Genomic DNA, 23,550 nt, shown 5'->3' on the forward strand with positions numbered 1-23,550 from the left:
GAGCGCCCCAAGGAGACCTGCCCGATGTCGAAGCCCGGCGCGCGTAAACCTGCCCTCCTCGTGGTGCTGCTCGGGTACGTGGTCACGATCGCCGCCGCGTGCGGCGTATCGCGCGACGGTTCGTCCCCGGACGACTTCGGCGACGCCGCGGCATCCCCCGAGGCGAGCCCCACGACCCCCCCGCTCTTCCCCGACGGCGCCACCGGCGACGCGTCCGTCCGCCCGTGCACGGGGCTCTGCCTCCAGCAGGTCGCCTGCGACGACGGCAAATCCACCACGGTGCGAGGCAAGGTCCACGATCCGGCCGGCAAGGTGCCGCTCTACAACGTGCTCGTGTACGTGCCGAACGCGGCGCTGGCCCCCGTCGTGACGGGCGCGACGTGCGAGCGCTGCGGGGCCGTCTCCGGCGATCCGCTCGTCTCGACCCTCACCGACGCGACCGGCGCCTTCACGCTCTCGAACGTGCCGGTCGGCACGGACATCCCCGTGGTGGTTCAGGTAGGCAAGTGGCGCAAGCTTGTGAAGCTCCCCGAGGTGAAGCGCTGCGAGGCGCTCGACGTCACCGACAAGGAGGTCTTCCGCCTGCCGAAGAGCACCCGCGAAGGGGACATGCCCCAGATGGCGATCGCCACCGGGAGCGCCGATCCGTTCGAGTGTTTGCTCACCAAGATGGGCATCGACCCGCAGGAGATGACCCTGCCGATCGCCAAGGGGCGCGTGCACGTCTACCGCGAGAACGGCGTCGACACGAACCCGCCCACCGCGCTCGCGAACACGCTCTGGGGGAGCCTCGAGACGCTCAAGAAGTACGACATCGTCATGCTCCCGTGCGAAGGCGCGGCCAAGGCGCGCCCGGGCACCGACACGACCCTCTCGTTCTACGCGAACGCGGGAGGCCGCATCTTCACCACGCACTACGGCTTCTCGTGGCTCGACCAGGGGAACCGCCCCTTCGCGAGCACGGGCACGTTCTCCCCGGACAAGGCCACGGGGGGCACGGGCTCCCGCGACTTCCAGATCGACACCTCGTTCCCCAAGGGCCAAGCCTTCGCCGACTGGCTCGTGGCCGTGGGCGCGAGCAGCACGCGCGGGACGATCTCGGTGAGCGAGTGGCGCCACGACCTCGACGCCGAGAAGAACCCGCCGGCGCAGCGCTGGGTGTACGGCACGACGACCGCGGGCCCGTCGGTGCAGCACATGACGTTCAACACGCCGCTCGCGGCGACCGAGGACCGCAAGTGCGGACGGGTCGTCTACAGCGACTTCCACGTCTCGGCCAACGCGCAGAACCCGAACGTCCCCTTCCCGGCCTCGTGCAAACCGGGAGATCTTTCGGCGCAAGAGAAGGCGCTCGAGTTCATGCTCTTCGACCTGTCCTCGTGCATCCAGAGCGACAAGGATCCACCGAAGCCGCCGCCCGTCATCCGCTGAGGTTCGGAACGCGAAAAACCCCGTAAGCTCGAGGGCTTACGGGGCTCGGGATGTGCGCGGAGCCGACGCGATGGCCGGCCCGGGGTCACTTCTTGTTCTTGAACGCGAGCGGAGCCGTCGCGGGCTCGAGGTACTCGATCTTCGCGTACGTCATGACACCGTTCGCCGGATCGCTCACGATGCCGGTGCTCGACTTGGAGAACGTGTACCCGTACTTGCCGGTGATCTTCACCTTGGCGCCGACGGCCGGGAGCGGGTACGGGAGATCGACGCTCCACACTTCGTCCTTGTAGAGCTCCTTCGGGGGCTCTTTGAGGTTCTTGTACTTCTCCATGGCCTCGAACACGGACGCGTAGTTCTTCGCCCAGCCGAGCACGCGGATTTTGACCTTGGCCTCGCCCTTGGCGTCCGCAATCCAGAAGGACGGGATCTCGGCCTTGCACGTCTCCGGGTCGGCCTTGCCGGCCTTGTGAACCGCGCACTCGGGGGCGTCGGTCACGTTCTCTTGGACGATGTAGCCCACGATGGAGATGTCTTTCGACGTGACCTCCTTGTCGTGGATGCGGCTCTGGAGGTGGTGACGTGCCCCGAACACGGTGTACGCGTCGCCCGACTTGATCGGGTTCGTGGGGAGCTGGGGCACGGGGGGCATGCTCGCCTTCTTGCCCGACCACGCCGGGGTGGCCTTGTAGGGCTCGTCGGCGTTTCCGCACCCGATGGTGAGCGCCCCGAAGGAGCCGAACGTGAGCAGCGAGATGGCCAGGAGGAGCGGGCGCTTGCGCATGGGTGCGGCGGGTTTACCACGGCCCTTCCAGCCGGGACAAGCACGTACGGCGACCTCCCACCGGTTCGTTTTTGGTCAACGAATTCGGGCATTTCCGAGCAAGCTTCGGGCCCGAGCCCGTTTTCGCGCCGCTTTCGGCCCTTTCCATTCGTGCCGGCGCTCGGTAGGGTCGAACCATGAAAGGAAGCGCGAGGAGCGAGCTCGAGGCCCGTGCCCGGCTTGCGGCCCACGCCCGACCGCGCTACTCCTTGCCCGGCATGAAATGCCTCTCCAGAGGCTGCCGTGCCGGCCGACACCCCGCTCTCTTCGTGAGCGGAGAGATGGCCCTCCTCGGGGGATTTTCCCCACTCCGCGTGCGCGTACGCGTCTCCTCCACGCGCCGAGGCCACGGGCCTCGTCCCCTTCCTCCTGTTCCCGGCGCCCGCGTCGACTTCTCGACGTCGCGCCTCGTTCCCCGCCCCACGTCCGCCCCGACGATCCCCGCGTCGTCCGCTCTTGCCGCCCTCGACGGGGCCGAGCGAGCGGCACGCGGGGCCGAGCCCGGGCGCACGTTCGGCAGAAAGTCCCCATGATTCCCCAAGATTCGCTCCTCCTCCTCGCCGAGGTCACCCCTTCGCACACGCTCTCGTCCACCTTCTTCGACGGGCCGCTTCCCGGCGCGCCCGACGGAACGAGCCCCGGCGACGTGCTCGAGCTCGAGCTCCGCCACGGTGATGTCGTTCGGCACGTCCGCCTCGCCGAGGGCGGCACGGCCCGCGCCGACATGCTGCGCATCGCCCTCGAGGTGCGCGCGAACCCGTATTTCCCCGCGGCGGTGCGCGCCGAGGTGGCCGCGATCGACCTCGCCGCCGCCGTGGCCGACCCGTCTCTCCTCGATCTGCTCGACGTGCCCTTCGTCACGATCGACGCGGCCACCTCGAAGGACCTCGACCAGGCGCTCTTCGTCACGCGCTCGCCCGAGGGTTTCCACGTCGACTACGCCTTGGCCGACGCCGCCTACTTCGTCCCCAAGGGGAGCGCGCTCTTCCGCGAGGCCCTCGCACGAGGTGCGAGCGTGTACCTGCCTGGCTTCTCCGTGCCGATGCTCCCCCGGGAGCTCTCCGAGGGCATGGTGTCGCTGAACCCCGACGGGCCGCGGCGGGCGCTCGTCTTCCGTGTGCGCATCGGGCACGACGGAAAGGTGCAGGATACACAGGTCGTGCGGGCGAGGGTAAAGAGCCGCGCGAAGCTCTCGTTCTCGGGTGTTCAAGAGTACTACGACACGGCGCGCGGGCCGCTCGCGGGGCAGGAGTTCACGGCGAGCCTCGACGCCCTCCGCGAGGTGGGTCGGGCCCTCGTCGCCGAGGCGCGCGGGCGGGACGTGGCGAGGTACCGCCGGCGAGAGACCGACATGGTGGTCACGGGCGATCGAGGCGAGGCGCTCTCGCTCGTCGCTTCACCGCGTCTCGAGGTCGAGCTCTGCAACGAGCAGCTCTCCCTCCTCGTGAACCGCGAGGGCGCGAAGCTCCTGCTCGAGAGCACCGCGCCCCACCTCGAGCCCATCTACCGCGTTCACCCCTCCCCCGCCGAGGAGAGGCTCGAGAAGCTCCGCGAGACCCTCGACGGCCTCGTGCACGTGCACGAGCTCGGCGACGCGTTCTGCTTCGATCCCGAAGGGCACACCCTGCCGGAGTTCTTGGAGGGGCTCCCCGAAGGCGGGCGCGAAGGGCGCATCGCGAGCGCGATCCATCGGCAGGCGATCGTCGTGAACGCGCGCTCGTCGTTCTCCGCGGCCGTGGGCCTCCACCATGGCGTGGGCGCCGAGGCCTACGCGCGCTTCTCGGCGCCGATGCGCGAGATCGTCGGTGTGTTCGTGCACCACGAGATGCAAGAGCTCCTCTCGGGCGAAGGCACGGCGGATCCCGCGCTGCGCGAGGCCGTCGTCGTCGCCGCGAACCACTCGAAGGACACGCAGCGCAAGGCGAACGACCTCGTGGGGCACCGGTACCTCGACGCCCTCCTCGATCGTGATCTCGCGCTCCCCGTGGCCGAGCGACCGCGCCGCAAGGGCACCGTCATGGGGTTCACGTCCTCCAAGCTGCACGTCACGCTCGACGATCCTCCGGTCGATCTGAAGCTCTACCTCCGGGACGTCGGCCGTACCCGCGGCGGGGCATGGCTCGTCGCGGCCGACGGTGGCGCCTCGCTGCGCGACAAGGCCACGGGGCGGATCGTCGTCCGCCTCGGCGACGAGGTGCGCGTCTTCACCGAAGGGCACGACGATCGGCAGGACCGCTGGGTGCTCCAGCTCGAAGAGCTCGCCGCCGTAGAGGGCACGCCATGAGCGAGGGCATCCTCCTCCCCGAGGTCGCGCGCGGCACGCTCCTTCCGGAGTCCGAGCGCGTCGCGCGGCTCGACGAGGCCACACCACAGATCCTCGCCGCGCTCGACGGAGAGACCGACGACATCGCCCGCATGGCCACCCTCGCCTGCCTCTTGTGGGAGACCCTCCCACACGCGAACTGGTGCGGATTCTATCGGAAAACCGGCGAAGCGATGCTCACCGTGGGTCCCTATCAGGGCACCATGGGGTGCCTGCGGATCACGTTCGATCGCGGAGTGTGCGGGGCCGCCGCGCGCACACGAGAGACCCAGCTCGTGCCCGACGTGCACCTCTTCCCCGGGCACATCGCGTGCGATGCGCGGTCGCGCTCCGAGGTGGTCGTGCCGGTGCTCCGCGAGGGCGCGCTGCTCGGCGTGCTCGACGTCGACTCTCCTCACGTCGGCGGCTTCTCGGAGGCCGAGGCCGCACGCCTCGAGCGCCTCGTGCGCGACGTCTTCTCCCGGGCCTGACGCCGCGGCGGCGAGCCGCGCGCGACCTGGCTCCGACCTCCCAGGTTCGAGGCGCGGCGCGTTTCGTGGTAGCGACCGGGGTCATGCCCACCGTGTCCGATCTCGAGCTCGCCATGGATCGCATCGCCCCGACCCGCTACGCCGCGTCGTGGGACAACGTCGGCCTCCTCGTGGGCGATCGTGCGGCGGAGGTCACGCGGATGCTCGTGTGCATCGACCTCACGCCCGCCGTGTGGGCGGAGGCCCTGCGGGTCGGCGCGTCGGCCATCGTGGCGTACCACCCGCCGATCTTCGACGCGAAGAAGCGCTTCTTGTCGGGAGACTTCGCGTTCGAGGCCGCTCGCGCGGGCATCGCGCTCTACGCGCCGCACACGGCCTGGGACGCGGCGCGGGGGGGCGCGAACGAGGTGCTCGCCGACGCGCTGGGGCTCGGCGAGAGGCGCCCCTTGCGCGCCGTGCCCGAGCCCGGCGACACCCACCACAAGCTCGTCACCTTCGTCCCCGAGGCCGCGGTCGACGCGGTCGCGCACGCGCTCGCCGAGGCCGGCGCGGGTCGCATCGGCGACTACTCGCACTGCACCTTCCGCACACACGGGGAAGGCACGTTCCTCGGCGGGGAGAGCACGAGCCCCGTCGTCGGCGCGCGTGGAGTGCTCGAGCGCGCGGACGAAGTGCGGCTCGAGGTCGTGTGCCCCGTGGAGCGCACCCGCGCGGTCGTCGACGCGCTCTTCGCGAGCCACCCCTACGAGACCCCGGCGTACGACCTCGTGCGCCTCGCGCCCGCGCGCGAGAAGGGCCAGCATCACCCCGGCCTCGGGCTCGTGGGAGAGCTCGCACCGACCGCGATCGACGCGTTGATCACGCGCGTGAAGGAGGCCCTCGGGCTCTCGCACGTGCTCGTCGCGGGCCCGACCGAGGGCACGGTCACGCGCGCCGCCGTGGGAGCCGGCGCCACGGGCAGCCTGCTCGCCGACGTGCGACGCGCGAAGGCCACGTTCTTCTTGCTCGGCGAGATGCGCCACCACGACGCGCTCGAGGCGGCCCGCCACGGGATCACCGTGGTCGCCACGCTCCACTCGAACAGCGAGCGCGCCTCGCTCGTTCCCATGGCGAAGGCGCTCCGCGAGGCCCTCCCGGCCTGCGAGATCTCCATCGCCGAGACCTGCCGAGATCCTTTCTCGTTCGCCTGACCTCGAGCCCCGCGCGTGGGTCAGGTCTCGTCGGCCGCGAACCGCATCGCGCGCCGCACGTCGTTCGGGCCGACCACGTCCCCTTCGACGCCGAGCACGAGCCGCCGCGCGAGGGTCACGAGCTCCGCGTCCTCTCCCTGGAAATCGTGCTCGACGAGCACCGCGAACGCCCGATCGTCGATGCCGAGCGGCTTGCCCCGGAGGCGGAGCCCTTCACGCGCGAGGGCGTCGCTCACGAGCGCGCGGAGATCTTCGGCGCGCTCCGAGAGGCGCGGGAACCGGATGGGCTCGATCGCCGCGTCACCGAGCCGCGCGACGAGCTGCGGCTCGAGCTCCCCTTCGTCGGCGAGCTCCTCGGGGGAGCGGCTCGTGGTGACGGCGAGCGCGACGTCGAGCGGCTCGGGTCGCTCCCAAGGGCACTTCTTCTCGGCGAGCGCGCGAGAGAGGAGCTTCTGAACCTCACGCGGGAGCACGGCCACGTCGACCACGAGGAGGAGCCCCCCATCGGCCAGCCCGAGCGGCGAGGTCGACGGATCCCGCCACGACGCGAGCTCGTGCTCTTGGGACGCGGCCCCGTCGACCACGACGAGGGGCCGTGTCCTCCGCGGGCTCCCGAGGTGCGCCCGCGCGACATACGGAACGACGCTCTGCCCCGACGCAGCGACCACGCACACAGGCGCACCTCTGTGCACACGTCGCTCGAGCGTCTCGTACACCATGCGGATCGACGTGGAGTAGACGCCCACGTGCGCCGGCCGCGCGAGACGAGCGGTCGCCGCGACGTTGCGGCTCTCGTCGAGCGAGCGGAGGTGCGCGACCCGCTCGGCCACGTCGACCGCGCGCTCGGCGGTCTCTCTCGCGTCCTTCTCGCGGCCCAGGCTGCGGAAGAGCGCGCTCTCGCCTTGGCACGCGGCGGCGAGCGAGTCGGCGAGCTTCTTCAACGCGAGGGCCTCCTCGAGCGCGAGGGGCTCGTCGCGGTTCGCACCCGGGACGAGCAAGATCCCCTCGGCCGCGCCGCCCGCGGCGACGAGCACGGCGGCCATCGCGCTCCTGTCGGACAGCCACGCGAGGAGCCCACGGAGATCGGGGCGGCGGACCTCGAGCGCCCTCAGGCACTCGGTGCGCAAGATGCCGAACGGCTCGGCGCCGCACACGTCGACGAGCGACGGAGGCACGTCGGCGCTGCGGGTGTGCGGGTACCCGGCCGCGTCGATCGCGAGGACACGCGGCGGTACGAGCATCCAGAGCTCGGGAGAGCCCCCGCCCGGCCCCGAGGCCTCGCGCACCCGGGTCAACGCCAAACGAATCGCCTCGCTTGCCTCGCTCTCGAGGAGCGCCTCGTGGGCGCGCGCGAGGGCCATCAGGAGCTTGCCGGAGGCCGGAGAGAACGACGTCTCGAGCGTCGGGACGAAGAGCGACGCGGCCAGCACGACGACGGCGGTCACGAACGTGGTGGCGGGCGCTCCGTGCGGGTCCCACGCGGTCGCGAGCGCGCCGAGGAGACAAAGAGGGCCCGTGTACGCCGCCAGGGTGAGGGCGCGACGCGAAATGCATGCAATATGCACCGGGTCGCCGTGCCCTGATACCCACGCCACCGCGAGGGCCCCGAAGGCGCCCAGGATCTCGGCGTGCGCGCGGTACGAGCTCCCGGTGACCCCCGCGAGCCCCACGGCCACGAGCGGCACCGTGACGGCGAGCCCCGCGGCGACACGCGTCCGCTCACGCACCGCGAGCTCGAGCCGCGCCGCACGCGCCCTCGCGACGGCCCCCACGGCGAGCACGACGGACGCGAGGGCCCCTTCGACGAACGGGGAGCTCGGGAGGTCCGATGCGAACGCCGCCTTTCCGAGCCCCCGCGCGACGAGCCGAACGAGCGCGAGCGCGGCCGGGGCGACCGCGAGCACGACGAGCGGCATGGGCACCGACGCCCTCCGCGTGACGATGCTCTTCGGCCCCGAGGCGCGCGCGAGCGCACGGAGCCCGGCGATGGCCCCGACCGCAGCCGCTGCCGACGACAGCGCCGACGGGAGCGGCAGCGGGTTCGGCACGATGCCCGCGGCCAGCGCGAGGGCGAGCGCGAACGTCGCGAGCTGCCGAGGCTCGTCGTCCCGAGGGTCGTCGAGCGGGCGAGGCTTCCCGCCGAGGATCACGAGCACGACGGCCACGACGGCCGCGACCCAGGTGGGTGCATGATGCAAGGACGTCGCCCGCAGGGCAGCGACCGCCGCGTAGACGACGATCGCGACGGGCACGACTCGCCGCGCGAGCCCCTCGGGGCGCTTTCCACCGTTCGGGCGAAGGTAGGTCGGCGTCGACGTCATGGCGACGGGCCGCGGTTTACCGCCGAACGCGGCCGGAGGCGGCCTTTTCGGCGAGGCGGCCCTCGGATCGTCGCGCGATCCGGGGGCCCGATGGAGATTCCATGAGGTCGCCGGCATCGGGCGTGCTAGGAGGGCCGTCCGCGCGGAAGAAGGGCGAAGCGAGAGCTCCCCGGAGGCCGCGTCACGGCGACGCTTGACACGGCCCTTTCCGTGTGTAGAGTGCCGCCCTCCCGAGGGTACCCCACGCTCGCCGTGCCTCTCCCGGGAAATCCCGAAAGCCCCCAAGTTTTAGCCCCGATCGCTTTACGGAACGAGACCCGACCATGCCGACGATCAATCAGCTCATCAACCACGGCCGCGAGGCTGCCCGCTGGAAGACGGCCTCCCCGGCCCTCAAGAGCTGCCCGCAGAAGCGCGGCGTGTGCGTGCGCGTGTACACGACGACCCCGAAGAAGCCGAACTCGGCGCTCCGCAAGGTCTGCCGCGTCCGCCTCACCAACGGCATGGAAGTCACCTCCTACATCCCCGGCGAAGGGCACAACCTCCAGGAGCACTCGGTCGTCCTCATCCGCGGTGGCCGCGTGAAGGACCTCCCGGGCGTTCGTTACCACGTCGTCCGTGGCACGCTCGACGCGTCCGGCGCCATCGGCCCCTCGTCGACGAACAAGGCCAACCGCAACCGCAAGCGCTCGAAGTACGGCGTCAAGCGCCCGAAGGCCTGAGCCCGGAATCCCCAAAGCTTCCAAAGATTTGTTGAGTCTCTAGGAGTACCCCGATGCCCCGTCGCCGCGAAGTCCCCAAGCGCAAGATCACCCCCGATCCGAAGTTCAAGGACAAGCTCGTCTCGAAGTTCACCAACACCCTCATGTTCGGGGGCAAGAAGGCCACGGCGGAGGGCATCCTCTACGGCGCGTTCGACGTCATCGGCGAGCGCTTCAAGGAGGACCCCATCGAGGTGTTCCGCAAGGCCCTCGACAACGTGAAGCCGAAGCTCGAGGTCAAGAGCCGCCGCGTCGGCGGCGCGACCTACCAGGTCCCGGTCGAGGTTCGCCCCGAGCGCCGCGTCGCCCTCGCGATGCGCTGGATCGTGACCTACTCGCGCGATCGCGGCGAGAAGACGATGCGCGAGCGCCTCGCGGCCGAGTTCCTCGACGCGGCGAACGGCCGCGGCAACGCCGTCAAGAAGCGCGACGACACGCACAAGATGGCCGAGGCCAACAAGGCCTTCGCTCACTACCGCTGGTGAGCACCTAGGCCTCGCGGCCTAGCCAGGAAGAGCCTGTCCACCTTCGGGTGGCGGGCTCTTTTGCTTTTCGAAGGGAGGCGCTGGGCCGCGCGCCGCGTACGATGGGCGCATGAGCGAGCACAACCCCTATGCTCCCCCCGAGGCCCACGATCCCGCGGGAGACCGGGACGGCGAGCGCGGCCCTCGCCCGTACGTCGACGGCGACGCGCTGGTCGTGCCCGAGGCCGCGAAGCTCCCGAAGCGCTGCATCAAGTGCGCGACCAAGGTCGATCTCCAGACCGTCCCGAGCCCCTTCGAGTACGTGCCGATGTGGGCACGCCTCGGGTTCGGTGCGCTCGGCGCCCTCGCCTTTCGGCGCACGGTGACCTTGAGCCTCCCGTTCTGCCAAAGCTGCAAGCTCGTGCTCGAGGAGCGGCGCAAGGCGTACGGTCGCACGGCGCTCTTCGCCATCCTCGCCATGTTCGCGCCGGGCTGCCTCACGCTCGCCGCGGACCGCGACGCCAAAGGGCCGCTCGGCCTGCTGACCGTGGTGGGCTTCGTGGTCGGGCTCGTCGTGCTGACCGCGCGCCGGAAGACGCACCTCGACCCGTACGTCATTCGCTCGACCTTGGTCAAAGACAAGGCGGCGTGGCTGCTCGGCGCCGCTCCCGCGTTCGTCGAGCGGGCGACCCGGCCGCGCAAACCGAAGGCCGCAGCCAGCGATGACGCGTCGTAACCACATGAAATGAAAGAGCTAAATTCGTATTACAAAATCGGAAGATTTGGGCTTCGCGCGCGTTGACACGAAACCCGGGGCTGCGCTCTCCTTGCCGAGGGCCCGTGAGCACGTCCGAGCCCCAGAGGAGCCCCATGCGATCCTTGCTCGCGACCTCGTCTCTCGCCCATTTCCTCCCTCTCCCGGTCGTCGCGCTCGTGCTGGCGGCCGCGGGTTGTTCGCCGAGGGCTTCTGAGCCGAAGCTGGCTCTCCCCGTCGGCACGACACCCATTCCTCCGGTCGCCGCTCCCGCGGTCGAGTTCGACGACGCCGATCCGAGCGCGCTGGCCCTCTTTCGGCCGGAGCTCTCGCCGTACGGCGCGTGGGTCGACGATCCGGTCGCGGGCACGGTGTTCGTCCCTCGCGCCGACGAGGTCGGTGAGGGCTTCGTGCCGTACGCGTCGCACGGGCACTTCGCCTACCGCGAGGTGGGGGGCACTCCGGACTACGTGTGGGTGAGCGACGTCGCGTGGGGTTGGGTCACGTTCCACTACGGTCGGTGGACGTACCTCGCGCGGCGCGGCGCGTGGGCATGGGTCCCGGGCCGGCGCTACTCGGGCGCGTGGGTCACGTTCCGCGTCGGCGAGGGCTGCGAGCGCGGCCCCGGGAGCGAATGCGTGCTTGGCTGGGGCCCGAGCGCTCCGCACGTGGCGTGGCACGGCGAAGAGCCCGTGCGAAGGCCCGCGTCGACGTCGCTGTTCGTGTACGCGCGCGCGGCGGATCTCTTCGACGAAGACCTGTCGGCGAAGCTCCTCCGCGGAGACGCGCTCGAACGCGCCGCCGGGCGCAGCCGAATCGCCGGCTCGGCACCTCGCGCGGAGGAGCTCGGCCTCACGCGTGTCTCCCCCCCGCCCGTCTACGACGCCGACCTTCGAAAAGCATGGCTCTACGCCACACCCGAGTCGGCCCACACGATGAGCCTCGGCCCCTTCGTGGGCGCCCGCCCGCTCCGCACGTTCGTGGCCGGAGGGCCTCGCTACGTGCGGCCCGTCGACCGATAATGCGGCCATGCCGCGCCCCTCGCTCGCCGCCTCCTCGCTGTTCGCCATGCTGCTCGCGCTCGGCGCCTGCGACGACAAACCCAAACCGTCCCCGAACGCGGCGTCGAGCACGACCGCCCAAGCCGTAGAGAAGCCCACGCAGGTCGCCGAGCCCACGCCGACGGCCCCCGCCGAGCCCAAGGCCCCACCGACCCACATCGCCGCTCAGCACGTCCTCGTCGCGTACAAGGGCGCCGAACGCTGCCCCAAAGGGATCTCGCGCTCGAAGGCCGAGGCGAAGGCCCGGGCCGAAGAGGTGGCCGAGAAGGCCAAGGTGAAGGGCGCCGACTTCAGCGCCCTCGTCGCCACCTACTCCGACGATCCCGCCGCCCACGAGCGGCAGGGGAGCCTCGGCAAGTTCACCCGCGACAAGATGGCGAAGCCCTTCTCCGACGCGGCGTTCGCGCTCCCCGTCGACGGCGTGAGCGCGCCGGTCGAGACGCCCTTCGGATACCACGTCATCAAACGAAACCAGTAGCTCGAGAGCGGCTGTCGCACTTGCATGCAGAATGCACGCATACCTTCTCGAGGCGCGGGCTTCAGCGAGCGGCGACGTCGGCCAAGGGGAGCCGCAGCTCGAAGCGTTCGCCTCGACCCCCTTCACGGACACGCACCACGTCTCCTCCGGCGCGGCGCGCGAGGGCGCGTGCCGTCGCGAGCCCGAGGCCGAGCCCCGAGCCCCGAGCCGAGACGCGTGGCACGAAGAGCGTGTCGGCGAGGGCCGGATCGACCCCCGGCCCCTCGTCTTCCACGACCACGTGGGCGGCCCCCGGCGACGTTCGGACGGTGACACGAACGAGGCCTTCGTCGTCGGCTTCGAGCGCGTTACGAACGAGCGCTTTCACGATCACGGCGAGGTCGCGGTCGTCGGCGACGACCACCACCTCGGGCTCGATCGCCACACCCACGCGCCCTTCGACCTTCGTGAGGAAGGACGTGGGCGCATCGGACGGCTCGACCTCGAAGAACGCGATGCCGGCGCCGAAGAGCGACGAACGCAGGACCCCACCGAGATCGACCGGCCGAGGCCGAGGTGGGCGGGCGAGTGGGTTGTCGCCGAGCTCGCCGACGACACGGCTCGCCGACGTGGCCTCGTCCCGCAGGATGCGGAGGGCCTCCACGAAGGCGGGGTGGCTCGGGTCGTGGGAGTACCGAGCGACCAGATCGGCGGCGTTGCGGATCGCGGCGAGCGGACCGCGCACGCGATGCGCGACGGCCTGGCCGAAGGCGACAAGCTCCGCGATGCGCGCGACCTCGCCCTCGGCCATGTCGGGGCCTTCGCTCGAGAGAGTGCGTACGCCCGCGAGCGTCGGTGCGTCGGTTCGGTGGCTTCGTGGTGCCGATGAGTCGGGCGCGGAGCCCCTCCCGGCGAGCGGTTTCATTTCCCCCATGCCCCAAGCTTGCCGCGGCTTCTGCACGAGCACAACGCCGGTTTGCGTCTCGGCATGCCGAAAATGAACGTGAACACTTGAACAGTATTGGAATGGGGGCTACCTTTTCCATCGCATGAAAGCTCCCACCCCCGTCTCCGAGTTCGTCCGCGCGGCCGTTCAAGAAAAGGCCGAGCGAGACCTCGCCCGCCTCGACCAACAGATCTGCGCGCTCGAGGCCGTCCGCGACGCCCGAGCCTCCCTCGAGGCCCTCCTCGAGACGCTCTCGCGCGGCACGGCCCCCGTCGTCGCCGTGGCGACCGCGAGCGCGGCCATCGGCCGGTTCAAGAAGCTCCGGCGCTCCGTCGAAGAGGCGCACACGCTCGCCGGTGAGCTCGCCATCGAGCTCGACGTGCAAGAGGGGCTCGGCAAGCTCGCCGAGGCCCGCACGGGCATCCTCGCCGAGCTCGACGCGGTCGCCTCCGCGGCCGCCGAATAATACCCGGGTAAAATGCGACACGGGGAGGCACGTCGCCGCACCTCCCCGCGCCGGGTCTCGCCGTGGTCGGCCGTTACTTCGGGGGCTCCGGCGGCTTGGTCTCGTCCTGCACGCAGGAGTTGAGGTCGAAGAACATGAACTCGAGCGGGAGCTGGGCCTTGTTGAGCGCCGAGCACGACGACGGGAAGTTGGTCGCAGCCGTGCTGGTGCTGTGGATGTCGCTGAACACGAAGCGCCCGCACTGATCCGCGACCGGCAGCCCCACGGGCGTGTTGAACGAGACGTACCTCGCGGTCGTTCCTTTTCCGATCCATTCCTGCGCAGGAGACCCAGGAACGGCTCCGCGGTGGCTCTCGCGGGTGAGGCCGGTGTCGAGGGTCAGCTGGCCAGGAACCGACGACGCGCCGACTTCGACGAGCCAATCGGCGAGGGCCTGCCCTTTGGGGAACGACGTGTTGATCGGCAGTGTGCTGGCCGACGTGCCGCTCCCGCCGAAGTCCAAAATGCCCGACGACCAGGCGGTGTTATATTTCATCCACGAGTAGTGGTAGTGCGTGCCGAACACCTTGCCGCCGGAGTTGGCGTAATTTCGCATGGTGGGAAGGCCGACCGGCTTGTTCGGGGTGCCGGTGCCGCCGGGAGCGTACTCGTCGCACTCGCACGCGAGCATGGTGACGTCGAACGCGCTCATCCGCGCCACGTTGTCCCAGAGGTCTTGGGCGGGAGGCAGGTTGCTACCGTTCACCGTCTTCGGGGTCGAACCTCCCGAACCGTAGAACATGTGAACGTGTTTACCCGTGTTCGAGTTGCCTGCCTCGAACTCGGTCGGGTCGATGCCGATCCCGTAGAGCAGACACTCGAGCGCGTCGCACCCGGTCGTGAGCGCGATGTGGGGCATGTCGCCCTCGCGGCCGTTCTTCGGGAGGCGCGTGTCCTTCGCGTCGAGCTTGTTCTCTTGGCAGCCCTTCACCTCGGGGATCACGATCTTGCGCCGCCACTTGCCGATCTGCATGACCAGCGGCACGTCTTTGCCGGGGAAGAGGCGCGGGCCCTTCAGCACGAACTCACCCTTCGTGTTCGTCAGCGCGGCCGCGAGTGGGTTCAAGACCTGCGAGTCGCACGTCTGCCCCGCGCAGAATCCGTCGGGCTTCGGAGCGGGCAGGCCCGTCTTGATCTCGGGCAAATCGCCGCTCGGGACGAACACCTGGATGTTGTAGAGCGGGTTCTTGCCCGCAGGGTCGTACACCTTGCCGGTGATCCGCGTCTCGCTGCCCTCGGGGCAGTTCCCCGTGGTCGACGAGTCCGGGTCGATGAGGACCGGGCCCCCCTCCCCATTGTTGTCGACCGCGCTCCCGTCCGTACCCGCGTCGTCCTCGAAGACGTTGTTGCGGACCGTGCTCGAGCACGCCGTCGCCGCGCCGACCGCGCCGAGCACCAGCACGGCCACCACACCCAGCTTCATCTGCGTCATCGTTTCCGCCCTACCTTGCCCCTGGCTATGGCGCAGCATGTGCGGGCTTTCAACACGAAACGACGCTGACCTCGAGAAAGGTGAGGATTTCCTCATATTTTCGGCGTCCGTGGGGTACCTCCCGACGCAAGGCGCGCGTGCCCTCCCCTACGCACGAGGCGTTGCGTCGAGGCGCCTCTCGCTCGATCCAAGCGGCTACCGAGCGCGGCAGACGCCCCGCCGGGTAGGCTCGGAAATGCAACACGGGGAGGCACGTCGCCGCACCTCCCCGCGCCCGGGTCTCGCCGTGGCTTGCCGTTACTTCGGCGGCTCCGGCGGCTTGGTCTCGTCCTGCACGCAGGAGCTCAGGTCGAAGAACATGTACTCGAGCGCGGTCTGCTGCTTGTTGAGCGCAGCACACGCCCCCGGGAAGTTGCTTCCGCCCGAGCTAATCCCGGCGCTGTGCACGTCCGAGAAGACGAAGCGGCCGCACTGATCGGCGACAGGAAGCCCGACCGGAGTGTTGAACGAGTAGTACTTGCCGGTCGCCCCCGCTCCGATCCACACCTGGGCAGGCGAGCCACTGACGAGCCCGCGTTGGCTGCTCGTGACATCGCTGAGGTCGATTCGACCTGGCGACGACGACGCACCAACCTCGACGAGCCAGTCGGCGAGCGCCTGACCCTTCGGGAAGCTCGTGTTCACCGCGTAGGGGTTCGACCCGCCGCCTCCTGTCGAGAAGTCGAGGATCGAGCTGCCCCAGGCCGAGTTGTTCTTCATCCACGTGTAGTGGAAGTGCGTCGCGAACACGCGCCCACCCGCGTTCGCGAAATTGCGCATCGTCTGGAGATCGCCCTTGGTCTGGTTGTTCTCGCTGCACTCGCACGAGAGCATCGCGATGTCGTACTGCCCCATGCGCGAGATGTTCGACCAGAGGTCGGTCGCGGCCGGCGTGGCTCGCCCATTCACCTGAGCGCCGCCGCCCGAGCCCTGGAACAGGTGGACGTGCTTCGACGGCCCGCTGTAGCCCGCCTCGAACTCGTCGTTGTCGATGCCGATGCCCGCGAGCAGGCACTCGAGCGCGTCGCAGCCGCCGGTGGTGAGCGCGATCTGGGGCATGTCACCCTCGCGGCCGTTCCGCGGGAGGCGCGTGTCCTTCGCGTCGAGCTTGTTCTCTTGGCAGCCCTTCACCTCGGGGATCACGATCTTGCGCCGCCACTTGCCGATCTGCATGACCAGTGGCACGTCTTTCCCCGGGAAGAGGCGCGGGCCCTTCAGCACGAACTCGCCCTTCGTGTTCGTCAGCGCGGCCGCGAGCGGGTTCAAGACCTGCGAGTCGCACGTCTGCCCGGGGCAGAACCCGTCGGGCTTGGGCGCGGGCAGGCCCGTCTTGATCTCGGGCAAGTCGCCGCTCGGGACGAAGACCTGGATGTTGTAGAGCGGGTTCTTCCCCGCGGGGTCGTAGACTTTGCCGGTGATCCGCGTCTCGCTTCCCTCGGGGCAGTTGCCCGTGGTCGACGAGTCCGGGTCGATGAGGACCGGGCCGCCCTCCCCACCATTGTCGACCGTACTGCCGTCGGTGCCCGCGTCGTCCTCGAAGACGTTGTTGCGGACCGTGCTCGAGCACGCCGTCGCCGCGCCCACTGCGCCGAGCACCAGCGCGGCCACCACACCCAGCTTCATCTGCGTCATCGTTTCCGCCCTACCTCGCCCTTGGCTATGGCGCAGGAAGTGCGGGCTTTCAACACGAAACGACCCTGACCTCGCGAAAGGTGAGGGCCGTCTCACGTTTTGTGCGCGCCGTTTACTTCGGGGGCTCCGGCGGCTTGCTCTCGTCTTGGACGCAGGAGCTCAGGTCGAAGAACATGAACTCGAGCGCCGCGAGCTGCGCGTTGAGGCCCGGGCACGAGCGCGGGAGGTCCTCTCCGCCCGACCCGCCGCCCGCGGCGTGCACGTCGCTGATGACGAAGCGCCCACACTGCTGCGCCGGGGGCACGTCGATCGGCGTGTTGAACGAGATGTACTTCGCCGACGCGCCCGTACCGATCCACTCGAGCCCGCGCGCGGGCTGCCCGGCGGGCACGGGGGCAAGACCGCCCTGGTAGGTCGAAGGGTCGGAGAGCTGGATTTTCCCGGGTGTCGTCGACGCTCCGACGTTCACGAGCCAGTCGGCGAAGGCTTGGCCCTTCGGGAACGAGGTGTTCACCGGGTACGGGTTCGAGCCGGTGGAGCCGCCGCTCGAGCGCACCACGGCCTCGCCCCAGCCCGACTTGTAGGCCCACTGGGCGTGGTAGTGCGTCGCGAACACGCGGCCACCGAAGACCGTGGTGTAGTCGCGCATCGAGTTGAAGCTCGCGGGCTTGTTCGTCGCCTCGGGGGTGCCCTCGCACGAGAGCATCGCGATGTCGAACTTCTGCATTTTGTAGCCCTGATCCCACGTGTCGCGCACGTCGGGCACGGGCTGACCGTTCACGCGCGCCCCGCCACCGATGCCGCGGAACACGTGGATGTGCTTCGTCGGCGTCGAGTAGCCGGCCTCGAACTCGTCGTTGTCGATGCCGATGCCGGAGAGCAGGCACTCGAGGGCGTCGTAGTCGCCGAGCACCATCATGATCTGGGGCATGTCGCCTTCGCGGCCGTTCTTCGGGAGGCGCGAGTCGGCGACGGCGATTTTGTTCTCTTGGCAGGCCTTCACCTCGGGGATGACGATCTTGCGGCGCCACTTCCCGATTTGCATCACGAGCGGCACGTCTTTGCCCGCGAAGACCCTCGGGCCCTTGAGATCGAACTCGCCCTTCGTGTTCGTCAGGGTGGCCGCGAGCGGGTTTTGCACCTCCGAGTCGCACGTCTGCCCGGCGCAGATCGCGCCGCCGCCCGGAGGATCGGGCAGGCCGACCTTGATGGGAGGGAGCTCGCCGCCCGGGATGTAGACCTGGATGTTGTAGAGCGGGTTCTTGCCCGCGGGGTCGAACACCTTACCGGTGATGCGCGTCTCGGACCCCGCGGGGCACCCGGTCGTGGGCTCCGAGTCGGGATCGAGCAGGCTGGGCCCGTCGGTCGTGTTGCCGCCGGGCGTCGCGTCGGCGCCGCCATCCTCTTCGAACACGTTGTTGCGGACGGTGCTCGAGCACGCCCCCACCACGCCCACCGCGCTCGCGACCAAGACCGCGACGAGACCAAGCTTTGCATGCGTCATCGGAAGGTTCACCTCCCGATGGACATGACCCAGGCCGCGCTCCGGTTCAAGGTGAAACGCGCGGCGCCGGGCCGGCGGCCTCACCGCGAGGAGCCGCCGCCGAGCTCGAGCACGGTGACCTCGGGTCGGCACCCGAGCCTCGCGGGGACCTTCGCGAGCCCAAGACCGCGGGTCACGTAGAGCCGCCCACCGAACGGCCAGACGTGCTCGCCTCGCACGAACGGACGATCGCGCTGCGGCCCCGCGCAGAGCGACGTGAACGGGACGCACACCTGCCCCCCGTGCGTGTGCCCCACGAGACCGAGCGCCATCGGGGCCTCGGGGAGCGCGTGCCAGTCGTGAGCGAGCACGACGACGCGAGCGCCCGCGGGGACGGACGCGAACGCGGCGCGTGTGTCGGTGAGGCCGGCCTGGACGTCCTCGAGGCCCACGACCCAGAGCGCCCCGAGATCCACGGCCTCGTTCGCGAGCACGCGGTACCCGAAACCGCGCAGCACGTCGGAGACCGCGCCGCGCCGGGGCACGTCGTCCCCGTAGGGCTCCGAGTCGTGGTTGCCCATGACGGCGAGCACGCCACGCCGCGCGCGAAGCCCTCGGAGCCCCTCGAGCGCCTCGCGACGCTCCGGGGTGAGCTCGTATCCGGAAATGTAGTCTCCCGCGAGGAGGACCACTTCGGGCGACGCGTCGTTCGTGAGCGCTACGGCTCTCTCGATGTCGCTCCGGGACGCACGCCCGGCGTGGAAATCCGAGAGGAGGACCGCACGAAACGGCGCGTCGGTGACCTTCACCTCCACGTGCGTCACTTCGGGCCACGAAGGCTCGACGCGCTTCGACCACTCGACGAGCCCGAACACCGCGAAGGCCCCGAGCCCGAGCGCACGGCGCCGCGAGCGCGCTCCCGGGAGCCTACGCGGGACGTACGACGAGGCCGTCGCGGCGAGCCCGACGAGCCCCAGCGACCCCTCGAGCAGCGAGAGCGCCGAGTCGAGCTCCAACGCTCAGTTCGTGGCGAAGCACGCGATGCGGCCCGCGCCGTTCGCGTTCATGATCGCTTGCTGCGTGCATGCCACGGTGTGCGCCGCGTTCCAGCGATCGGTCGCGTTGGCCGACGTCGACGAGTCGGTGTGGCCGACCTGCGCGTTCTGGTTCCCCTGGTTCGACGTCCACCCGTTGCAGCTCGCGTTGGCTTGCGCCATGCCCTGCGCGTTCGAGCCGGTGAGGAGATCGTGCTGGGCCGCGGGAATGAGCGCGCCGGTCTCGTCGAGGATGTCCGCCGTCGGCAAGTCGGCCGCGTGCAGCGCCGTTACGTTCGCGGCGATCATCTTGCCCTTCTGATTGAACCAAGGGCCTGCGCCGATACGATCGCGCGCGTTCGTCCCGGTGATGCTCAAGTACGCGCGCCACGTCTTCGAGCCTGCGCCCACGGCCTGCGCGAGCTGCTGGCATTTTGCGTCGGCACCGGCGAGCCCGCCCAAGTTCCCGCCCATGGCGCCCGAGCCCGTGCTCGTCACGAAGAAGCTCAACGTGGAGCCCGCGTCGGGCCGAGACGCATCGGTCGGAGACGCGTCGACCCCCGCATCGGACGGAACGGCGGCGTCGGGAGGGGGCGTCGTGCCGGTCGACGTGGACGTGGGCGTCGTGGTGGTCGGCTGTGTGGTGGTCGTGGGCGACGTGCCCGAATCTGCCGACAGCTCGGTCTCGTCCGCGCCTCCGCAGGCGATGCCGAGCGAGATCCCACACCCGAGAACGACGACCCCAAGAACAGTTCTGGCGCGCATTTACCGGAGGGTAGCGCCATCTCGCGGGGGTTCACGAAATACCGCAGCCTTCGAACTTTTCCACCGCGACGCCCCTGGTCGGAGTACGGACCGGGGCATGCGTGATCCCCTCACCTGCGACGCCATCACCGCGACGTTCTCGCTCTTCCAGCGGGCGCGCGGGCACAGGTTCTCGTTCGACGATCGGGTCACGGCGTACGTGGCGGCGCGTGTCGGCCTCGCCTCGGGAGCACGCCGTGTGCTCGACCTCGGCACGGGGATAGGCTCCGTGCTCCACATGGTCGCAAGCTCGCTCGTTTCGGCGAGCTTCGTCGGCATCGAGGCACAAGAGACGAGCTTCACGCTGCTCGAAAAGAACCTCGCCCACAACGCCCTCGGCGCACGCGCACGAGCCATCTTCGGAGACCTGCGGACCGAGACGCCGAAGCTCGAGGCCGGCACCTTCGACCTCGTCACCGGGACGCCGCCCTACTTGCCCATCGGCACGGCGACGCCCTCCCCGGACGGCCAGAGGGCCGCGGCGCGCATCGAGCTCCGAGGTGGCATCGAGGCCTACCTCTCCGCAGCCGCACACGCCGTCAGCCCGACCGGGACCGTCGTGGTCTGCGCCGACGGCCGCACGCCCGAGCGCACGAGGGACGCCGCACGCGCCGCGGGGCTCGTCGTCCGAGAGGTGCTCCACGTGCTCGCGCGAGAGGCCAACACCACGCCGCTCTTCAGCGTATGGACGCTCGTGCCGGGGCAGCTCGGCGCCGAAACCGAGACCGAAGAGGCGCGCGCGTTGCGAGACACAGAGGGGAACCCCACTCCGTTCACCCATGAAATCGTTGCCTTTTTTGGGCTAGACGGCGGAGAGCGACACGCGGCTCCGATTCGCACGTGTCCCCCGTTTGGGTTTTGCCCCGCGCGCCTCGGCCTCGTAAGCTCAGCGCATGTCGCCGAAGACGTGGTTGCTTTTGGGGGGAGCGCTCGCGGGCGCCGTGTGGGCCGGGAACAGCATCGTGGGCTGCGTCGGGGACGATCCCGTGCCCGCGACCGACTCGGGCACCGGGAAACCGGACACCTCGACGCCGGTGAACCCGACCGGAAAGGCCGATGGCGAGACGTGCGCCACGACGACCGACTGCCGCTCGGGCCTCTGCGTCGACGGGGTGTGCTGCGAGAGCGCGTGCAACGGCAAATGCGAGGCGTGCAACCTGCCCGGCAAGCTCGGAAAGTGCGAGCCCGTGGCGGAGGGCGAAGATCCCGCGAACGACTGCGTGACCGTACCCCTCCCCGCCGCGGACGGCGGCGTGATCGACGACGACGCGGGCCCCGACGCGGGCGGTGGCCTGAACCTGCCCGAGGCGGGCGTCACGTCCGACGACAAGCTCTGCGCCGGCAAGTGCAACGGCAAGCGTGCGTGCGCCTTCCCCGACAAAACCAAGGCATGCGGCTCGACCTTCTGCAACTCGACGAGCGCGCAAGGGCGCACCTCGTGCGACGGCCAGGGGCACTGCCTCCTCGGCGTCGAAGCCTGTGATCCGTACGCGTGCCCGAACGGCGCTTCGAGCTGCAAGACCACCTGCACGTCGCCGAGCGACTGCGCGTCGACGCACTTCTGCGACGCCACCAACACGTGCAAAGCGAAGCTCGGCAACGGGGCGGTGTGCCAGAGCCCCGCCCAGTGCCAGAGCGGGAACTGCGTCGACGGAGTGTGCTGCAACGACGCGTGCCAGGGCGTCGGCGGCTCGTGCACGCAGGCCGGAAAGGTCGGCCAGTGCACCTGCGCGGCGTGCGCGACCGGCGCGTGCATGCTCTGGTACCGCGACGCCGACAACGACACCTTCGGCGACATGAACGGCACGGTCGGCAACGGGAACGCTCGCGCCGGCTGCGTCACGGGGCCCGCGCCCGCGCCTGGCTTCGTCAAAGACAACACCGACTGCGACGACGGAAACGCGAACGCGAAGCCCGGTCAGTCGGCCTACTTCACGACGCCGCGCGCGAACGGCTCGTTCGACTACGACTGCTCGGGCACGGTGACCAAGGAGACCCCGGAGGTCGTCGGTGGCTCGTGCGGCTACTGCGAGACCGGCACGCGCCTCACGTGCGAGCGAAACTCGAAGTGCACGAGCACGGCGACGACCTCCACTCACTCCTGCGCCATCGTCCTCGGAGGGATCGGCGGCGCCCTATCGTGCAAGGGCGTGTCCCAGTCCGCGTTCCGCTCGGGTGTCGCGTGCGGCGACAGCGACACGCTCTACACCTGCGGACGGTGCACCATCGTCGGCACGGTCCCCGGCGTGAGCACGTCGCAGCGTCAGCAGCGCTGCCATTGACATGAGCACCCCGGCACGACTCGCCGTGGTGGCGCTCGCCGCGACCGCGGCGCTGTCCTGCCGTGACGAGGTGCCGATCGAAGCACGCCCTCCCCTCCCACGGGACGCGGGGGTCGCCGACGCGGCTCAAGAGCCCGCTCCTATCCCCTCGAATTTCCCCGGGATTCCGGTCGCGACCTTCAACGTCCATCGGTTCTTCGACACCCAGTGCGACTCGGAGTCGTGCCGCCCGGGCGACTACGAAGAGCTCCCCTCGCGCGAGGCCTTCGACGCCAAGACCCAGGCCCTGGCCGATGGCATCACCAAGCTCCGAGCCGACGTGGTGGTGCTCCAAGAGGTCGAGAACGAGGCCTGCCTCGACGCGCTCGGCGCGAAGCTCCCCAAGCTCCCCCACAGGCACATCGGGGAGACGGGCGCCCCCGCGTCGGTCGACGTGGCGTTGCTCTCGGCCTACCCGATCACGTCGGTGAAAGGGCACGCCGCCTCGCCGATCGCGCGGGCGAACGGGGAGCTCACCACCTTCGCCCGCGAGCTGCTCGAGGCGCACGTGGCGACGCCCGAGGGGGAGCTCGTCGTGTTCGCGGCCCACTTTCGCTCCAAGGTGAACGACGATCCCGAGCGCCGCTTGGCCGAGGCGCGCGCGGCGCGGTACATCGTGCTCGACGAGGCCGCGCGGAGCCCGGGGGCCATCGTCGTGCTCGCCGGTGATCTGAACGACGTTCCCGGCTCGCCGCCCCTCGAGGCCCTGCTCGAAGGGGGTGCGATCGTGTCGGCGGCGGCGGGGCGTGCGCCGTGGGAGCTCGGCACCTATCCGTACGGAGGAGGGCTCTTGGCCATCGACCACGTGCTCGTGGCCGCGCGTGCGCCGGGGAGGGCCGTGCCCGAGTCGTTCCAGGTGTTCCGAGAGGCGAAATCGGGCTGGGCGGGCTCGGACCACGGCGCTGTCCGCGTGCACCTGACGCGCTGACCAAGCGGCGCCCTTCGCACCCGAGCCTCGGCGTTCACCCCTCCGCCAGCGGCTCCCCCCGTGCCGCCCTGGCGCCGTCCAAGGCCGCAGCGACGATGCTCCGCGCGTAGGGGACGAACCGAGCCCCCGCGGCCGAGAGCCGGACGCCCCGAGGCCCTCGCTCGAAGAGAGTCACGCCGAGCTCCGCTTCCAGCTCGCGGATCTTGCGGGTGAGGGGCGGCTGCGAGATGTGGAGCCGCCGCGACGCCGACGTCACGCTCCCCGCCTCGGCCACGGCGAGGAAACCTTCGATTTGAGAGAAGCTCACGCGTAGATCGTAGCCGAGCACGTTCGAGCTCCCCATACCGAATCGGTATGAGCGCCGAGACCAC

The 23,550-nt window shown here is 70.1% G+C and carries 21 protein-coding genes; 12 read left to right on the top strand and 9 right to left on the bottom strand.

Annotated elements, in window-relative coordinates; genetic code table 11:
- The first annotated feature begins 24 nt into the window (after positions 1–24).
- Complete coding sequence (locus tag IPK71_33475) at positions 25–1,431, top strand: carboxypeptidase regulatory-like domain-containing protein (GenBank protein ID MBK8218669.1); 1,407 nt, start codon at positions 25–27, stop codon at positions 1,429–1,431.
- Positions 1,432–1,516: 85 nt separating this feature from the next.
- Here the strand turns inward: IPK71_33475 and IPK71_33480 are convergent, their stop codons facing one another.
- The gene (locus IPK71_33480) at positions 1,517–2,194 is read right to left on the bottom strand and encodes a hypothetical protein (protein ID MBK8218670.1); all 678 of its coding nucleotides are present in this window, start codon (positions 2,192–2,194) and stop codon (positions 1,517–1,519) included.
- A gap of 589 nt (positions 2,195–2,783) precedes the next feature.
- Here IPK71_33480 and IPK71_33485 point away from each other — a divergent pair.
- The 3 genes from IPK71_33485 to IPK71_33495 all read left to right on the top strand — a co-directional run bounded on the left by IPK71_33485 (position 2,784) and on the right by IPK71_33495 (position 6,237).
- A complete protein-coding gene (locus IPK71_33485; protein MBK8218671.1) occupies positions 2,784–4,538 on the top strand; it encodes an RNB domain-containing ribonuclease in 1,755 nt (584 codons plus the stop codon).
- Positions 4,535–5,047 (top strand): GAF domain-containing protein, encoded by a 513-nt coding sequence (locus IPK71_33490; protein MBK8218672.1) that lies wholly within the window; start codon positions 4,535–4,537, stop codon positions 5,045–5,047. The genes IPK71_33485 and IPK71_33490 overlap by 4 nt, the downstream gene beginning before the upstream one ends.
- Before the next feature lie 83 nt (positions 5,048–5,130).
- On the top strand, positions 5,131–6,237 hold the full coding sequence (locus tag IPK71_33495; GenBank protein MBK8218673.1) for a Nif3-like dinuclear metal center hexameric protein: 1,107 nt from the start codon (positions 5,131–5,133) through the stop codon (positions 6,235–6,237).
- Between the two features lie 20 nt (positions 6,238–6,257).
- Here the strand turns inward: IPK71_33495 and IPK71_33500 are convergent, their stop codons facing one another.
- Positions 6,258–8,558 (bottom strand): hypothetical protein, encoded by a 2,301-nt coding sequence (locus tag IPK71_33500; GenBank protein ID MBK8218674.1) that lies wholly within the window; start codon positions 8,556–8,558, stop codon positions 6,258–6,260.
- 323 nt (positions 8,559–8,881) lie between these two features.
- On the opposite strand from IPK71_33500, the gene IPK71_33505 reads away from it, so the two are divergent.
- The 5 genes from IPK71_33505 (at position 8,882) to IPK71_33525 (ending at position 12,076) form a co-directional block, all read left to right on the top strand.
- On the top strand, positions 8,882–9,280 hold the full coding sequence (locus IPK71_33505) for a 30S ribosomal protein S12 (GenBank protein MBK8218675.1): 399 nt from the start codon (positions 8,882–8,884) through the stop codon (positions 9,278–9,280).
- Between the two features lie 53 nt (positions 9,281–9,333).
- Complete coding sequence (gene rpsG, locus IPK71_33510; GenBank protein MBK8218676.1) at positions 9,334–9,804, top strand: 30S ribosomal protein S7; 471 nt, start codon at positions 9,334–9,336, stop codon at positions 9,802–9,804.
- A gap of 109 nt (positions 9,805–9,913) precedes the next feature.
- Positions 9,914–10,519 carry a hypothetical protein gene (locus IPK71_33515; protein MBK8218677.1) on the top strand — a complete coding sequence of 202 codons (606 nt, stop codon included), beginning with the start codon at positions 9,914–9,916 and terminating at the stop codon, positions 10,517–10,519.
- A 134-nt stretch (positions 10,520–10,653) separates the two neighbouring features.
- Positions 10,654–11,559 (top strand): hypothetical protein, encoded by a 906-nt coding sequence (locus IPK71_33520; GenBank protein ID MBK8218678.1) that lies wholly within the window; start codon positions 10,654–10,656, stop codon positions 11,557–11,559.
- A 7-nt stretch (positions 11,560–11,566) separates the two neighbouring features.
- Positions 11,567–12,076 (top strand): peptidyl-prolyl cis-trans isomerase, encoded by a 510-nt coding sequence (locus IPK71_33525; protein ID MBK8218679.1) that lies wholly within the window; start codon positions 11,567–11,569, stop codon positions 12,074–12,076.
- A gap of 61 nt (positions 12,077–12,137) precedes the next feature.
- Here the strand turns inward: IPK71_33525 and IPK71_33530 are convergent, their stop codons facing one another.
- Positions 12,138–12,866, bottom strand: coding sequence for a HAMP domain-containing histidine kinase (locus tag IPK71_33530; GenBank protein MBK8218680.1), 729 nt, complete (start codon positions 12,864–12,866; stop codon positions 12,138–12,140).
- Between the two features lie 238 nt (positions 12,867–13,104).
- Here IPK71_33530 and IPK71_33535 point away from each other — a divergent pair, with 238 nt between their 5' ends.
- Entirely contained in the window at positions 13,105–13,467 is a 363-nt protein-coding gene (locus IPK71_33535) for a hypothetical protein (GenBank protein ID MBK8218681.1), read from the top strand.
- A gap of 73 nt (positions 13,468–13,540) precedes the next feature.
- Here the strand turns inward: IPK71_33535 and IPK71_33540 are convergent, their stop codons facing one another.
- The 5 genes from IPK71_33540 to IPK71_33560 form a co-directional block, all read right to left on the bottom strand.
- Complete coding sequence (locus IPK71_33540) at positions 13,541–14,938, bottom strand: hypothetical protein (GenBank protein ID MBK8218682.1); 1,398 nt, start codon at positions 14,936–14,938, stop codon at positions 13,541–13,543.
- Between the two features lie 297 nt (positions 14,939–15,235).
- Entirely contained in the window at positions 15,236–16,609 is a 1,374-nt protein-coding gene (locus IPK71_33545) for a hypothetical protein (GenBank protein ID MBK8218683.1), read from the bottom strand.
- Positions 16,610–16,721: 112 nt separating this feature from the next.
- A complete protein-coding gene (locus IPK71_33550; GenBank protein MBK8218684.1) occupies positions 16,722–18,113 on the bottom strand; it encodes a hypothetical protein in 1,392 nt (463 codons plus the stop codon).
- Between the two features lie 80 nt (positions 18,114–18,193).
- Positions 18,194–19,108 (bottom strand): metallophosphoesterase family protein, encoded by a 915-nt coding sequence (locus IPK71_33555; GenBank protein ID MBK8218685.1) that lies wholly within the window; start codon positions 19,106–19,108, stop codon positions 18,194–18,196.
- A gap of 3 nt (positions 19,109–19,111) precedes the next feature.
- Positions 19,112–19,891, bottom strand: a complete 780-nt coding sequence (locus IPK71_33560) for a lectin (GenBank protein ID MBK8218686.1) — start codon at positions 19,889–19,891, stop codon at positions 19,112–19,114.
- A 932-nt stretch (positions 19,892–20,823) separates the two neighbouring features.
- Between IPK71_33560 and IPK71_33565 the strand changes: the two genes are divergently transcribed.
- Both IPK71_33565 and IPK71_33570 read left to right on the top strand, forming a co-directional pair.
- The gene (locus IPK71_33565) at positions 20,824–22,212 is read left to right on the top strand and encodes a hypothetical protein (GenBank protein ID MBK8218687.1); all 1,389 of its coding nucleotides are present in this window, start codon (positions 20,824–20,826) and stop codon (positions 22,210–22,212) included.
- A 1-nt stretch (position 22,213) separates the two neighbouring features.
- Positions 22,214–23,179 carry an endonuclease/exonuclease/phosphatase family protein gene (locus IPK71_33570; protein MBK8218688.1) on the top strand — a complete coding sequence of 322 codons (966 nt, stop codon included), beginning with the start codon at positions 22,214–22,216 and terminating at the stop codon, positions 23,177–23,179.
- A 34-nt stretch (positions 23,180–23,213) separates the two neighbouring features.
- Here the strand turns inward: IPK71_33570 and IPK71_33575 are convergent, their stop codons facing one another.
- Positions 23,214–23,486 (bottom strand): LysR family transcriptional regulator, encoded by a 273-nt coding sequence (locus tag IPK71_33575; GenBank protein ID MBK8218689.1) that lies wholly within the window; start codon positions 23,484–23,486, stop codon positions 23,214–23,216.
- Between the last annotated feature and the right edge of the window lie 64 nt (positions 23,487–23,550).

The sequence above is a fragment of the Myxococcales bacterium genome (assembly GCA_016712525.1).
In the GTDB taxonomy this organism is placed as follows: domain Bacteria; phylum Myxococcota_A; class Polyangia; order Polyangiales; family Polyangiaceae; genus JAAFHV01.

Bases quoted from the DNA above. Each gene is read 5' to 3' on its own strand.
- IPK71_33475 (MBK8218669.1), top strand. From the start codon at position 25: ATGTCGAAGCCCGGCGCGCGTAAACCTGCCCTCCTCGTGGTGCTGCTC.
- IPK71_33485 (MBK8218671.1), top strand. From the start codon at position 2,784: ATGATTCCCCAAGATTCGCTCCTCCTCCTCGCCGAGGTCACCCCTTCG.
- IPK71_33490 (MBK8218672.1), top strand. From the start codon at position 4,535: ATGAGCGAGGGCATCCTCCTCCCCGAGGTCGCGCGCGGCACGCTCCTT.
- IPK71_33495 (MBK8218673.1), top strand. From the start codon at position 5,131: ATGCCCACCGTGTCCGATCTCGAGCTCGCCATGGATCGCATCGCCCCG.
- IPK71_33500 (MBK8218674.1), bottom strand. From the start codon at position 8,558: ATGACGTCGACGCCGACCTACCTTCGCCCGAACGGTGGAAAGCGCCCC.
- IPK71_33505 (MBK8218675.1), top strand. From the start codon at position 8,882: ATGCCGACGATCAATCAGCTCATCAACCACGGCCGCGAGGCTGCCCGC.
- rpsG (MBK8218676.1), top strand. From the start codon at position 9,334: ATGCCCCGTCGCCGCGAAGTCCCCAAGCGCAAGATCACCCCCGATCCG.
- IPK71_33515 (MBK8218677.1), top strand. From the start codon at position 9,914: ATGAGCGAGCACAACCCCTATGCTCCCCCCGAGGCCCACGATCCCGCG.
- IPK71_33520 (MBK8218678.1), top strand. From the start codon at position 10,654: ATGCGATCCTTGCTCGCGACCTCGTCTCTCGCCCATTTCCTCCCTCTC.
- IPK71_33525 (MBK8218679.1), top strand. From the start codon at position 11,567: ATGCCGCGCCCCTCGCTCGCCGCCTCCTCGCTGTTCGCCATGCTGCTC.
- IPK71_33530 (MBK8218680.1), bottom strand. From the start codon at position 12,866: ATGGCCGAGGGCGAGGTCGCGCGCATCGCGGAGCTTGTCGCCTTCGGC.
- IPK71_33535 (MBK8218681.1), top strand. From the start codon at position 13,105: ATGAAAGCTCCCACCCCCGTCTCCGAGTTCGTCCGCGCGGCCGTTCAA.
- IPK71_33540 (MBK8218682.1), bottom strand. From the start codon at position 14,938: ATGACGCAGATGAAGCTGGGTGTGGTGGCCGTGCTGGTGCTCGGCGCG.
- IPK71_33545 (MBK8218683.1), bottom strand. From the start codon at position 16,609: ATGACGCAGATGAAGCTGGGTGTGGTGGCCGCGCTGGTGCTCGGCGCA.
- IPK71_33550 (MBK8218684.1), bottom strand. From the start codon at position 18,113: ATGACGCATGCAAAGCTTGGTCTCGTCGCGGTCTTGGTCGCGAGCGCG.
- IPK71_33560 (MBK8218686.1), bottom strand. From the start codon at position 19,891: ATGCGCGCCAGAACTGTTCTTGGGGTCGTCGTTCTCGGGTGTGGGATC.
- IPK71_33565 (MBK8218687.1), top strand. From the start codon at position 20,824: ATGTCGCCGAAGACGTGGTTGCTTTTGGGGGGAGCGCTCGCGGGCGCC.
- IPK71_33570 (MBK8218688.1), top strand. From the start codon at position 22,214: ATGAGCACCCCGGCACGACTCGCCGTGGTGGCGCTCGCCGCGACCGCG.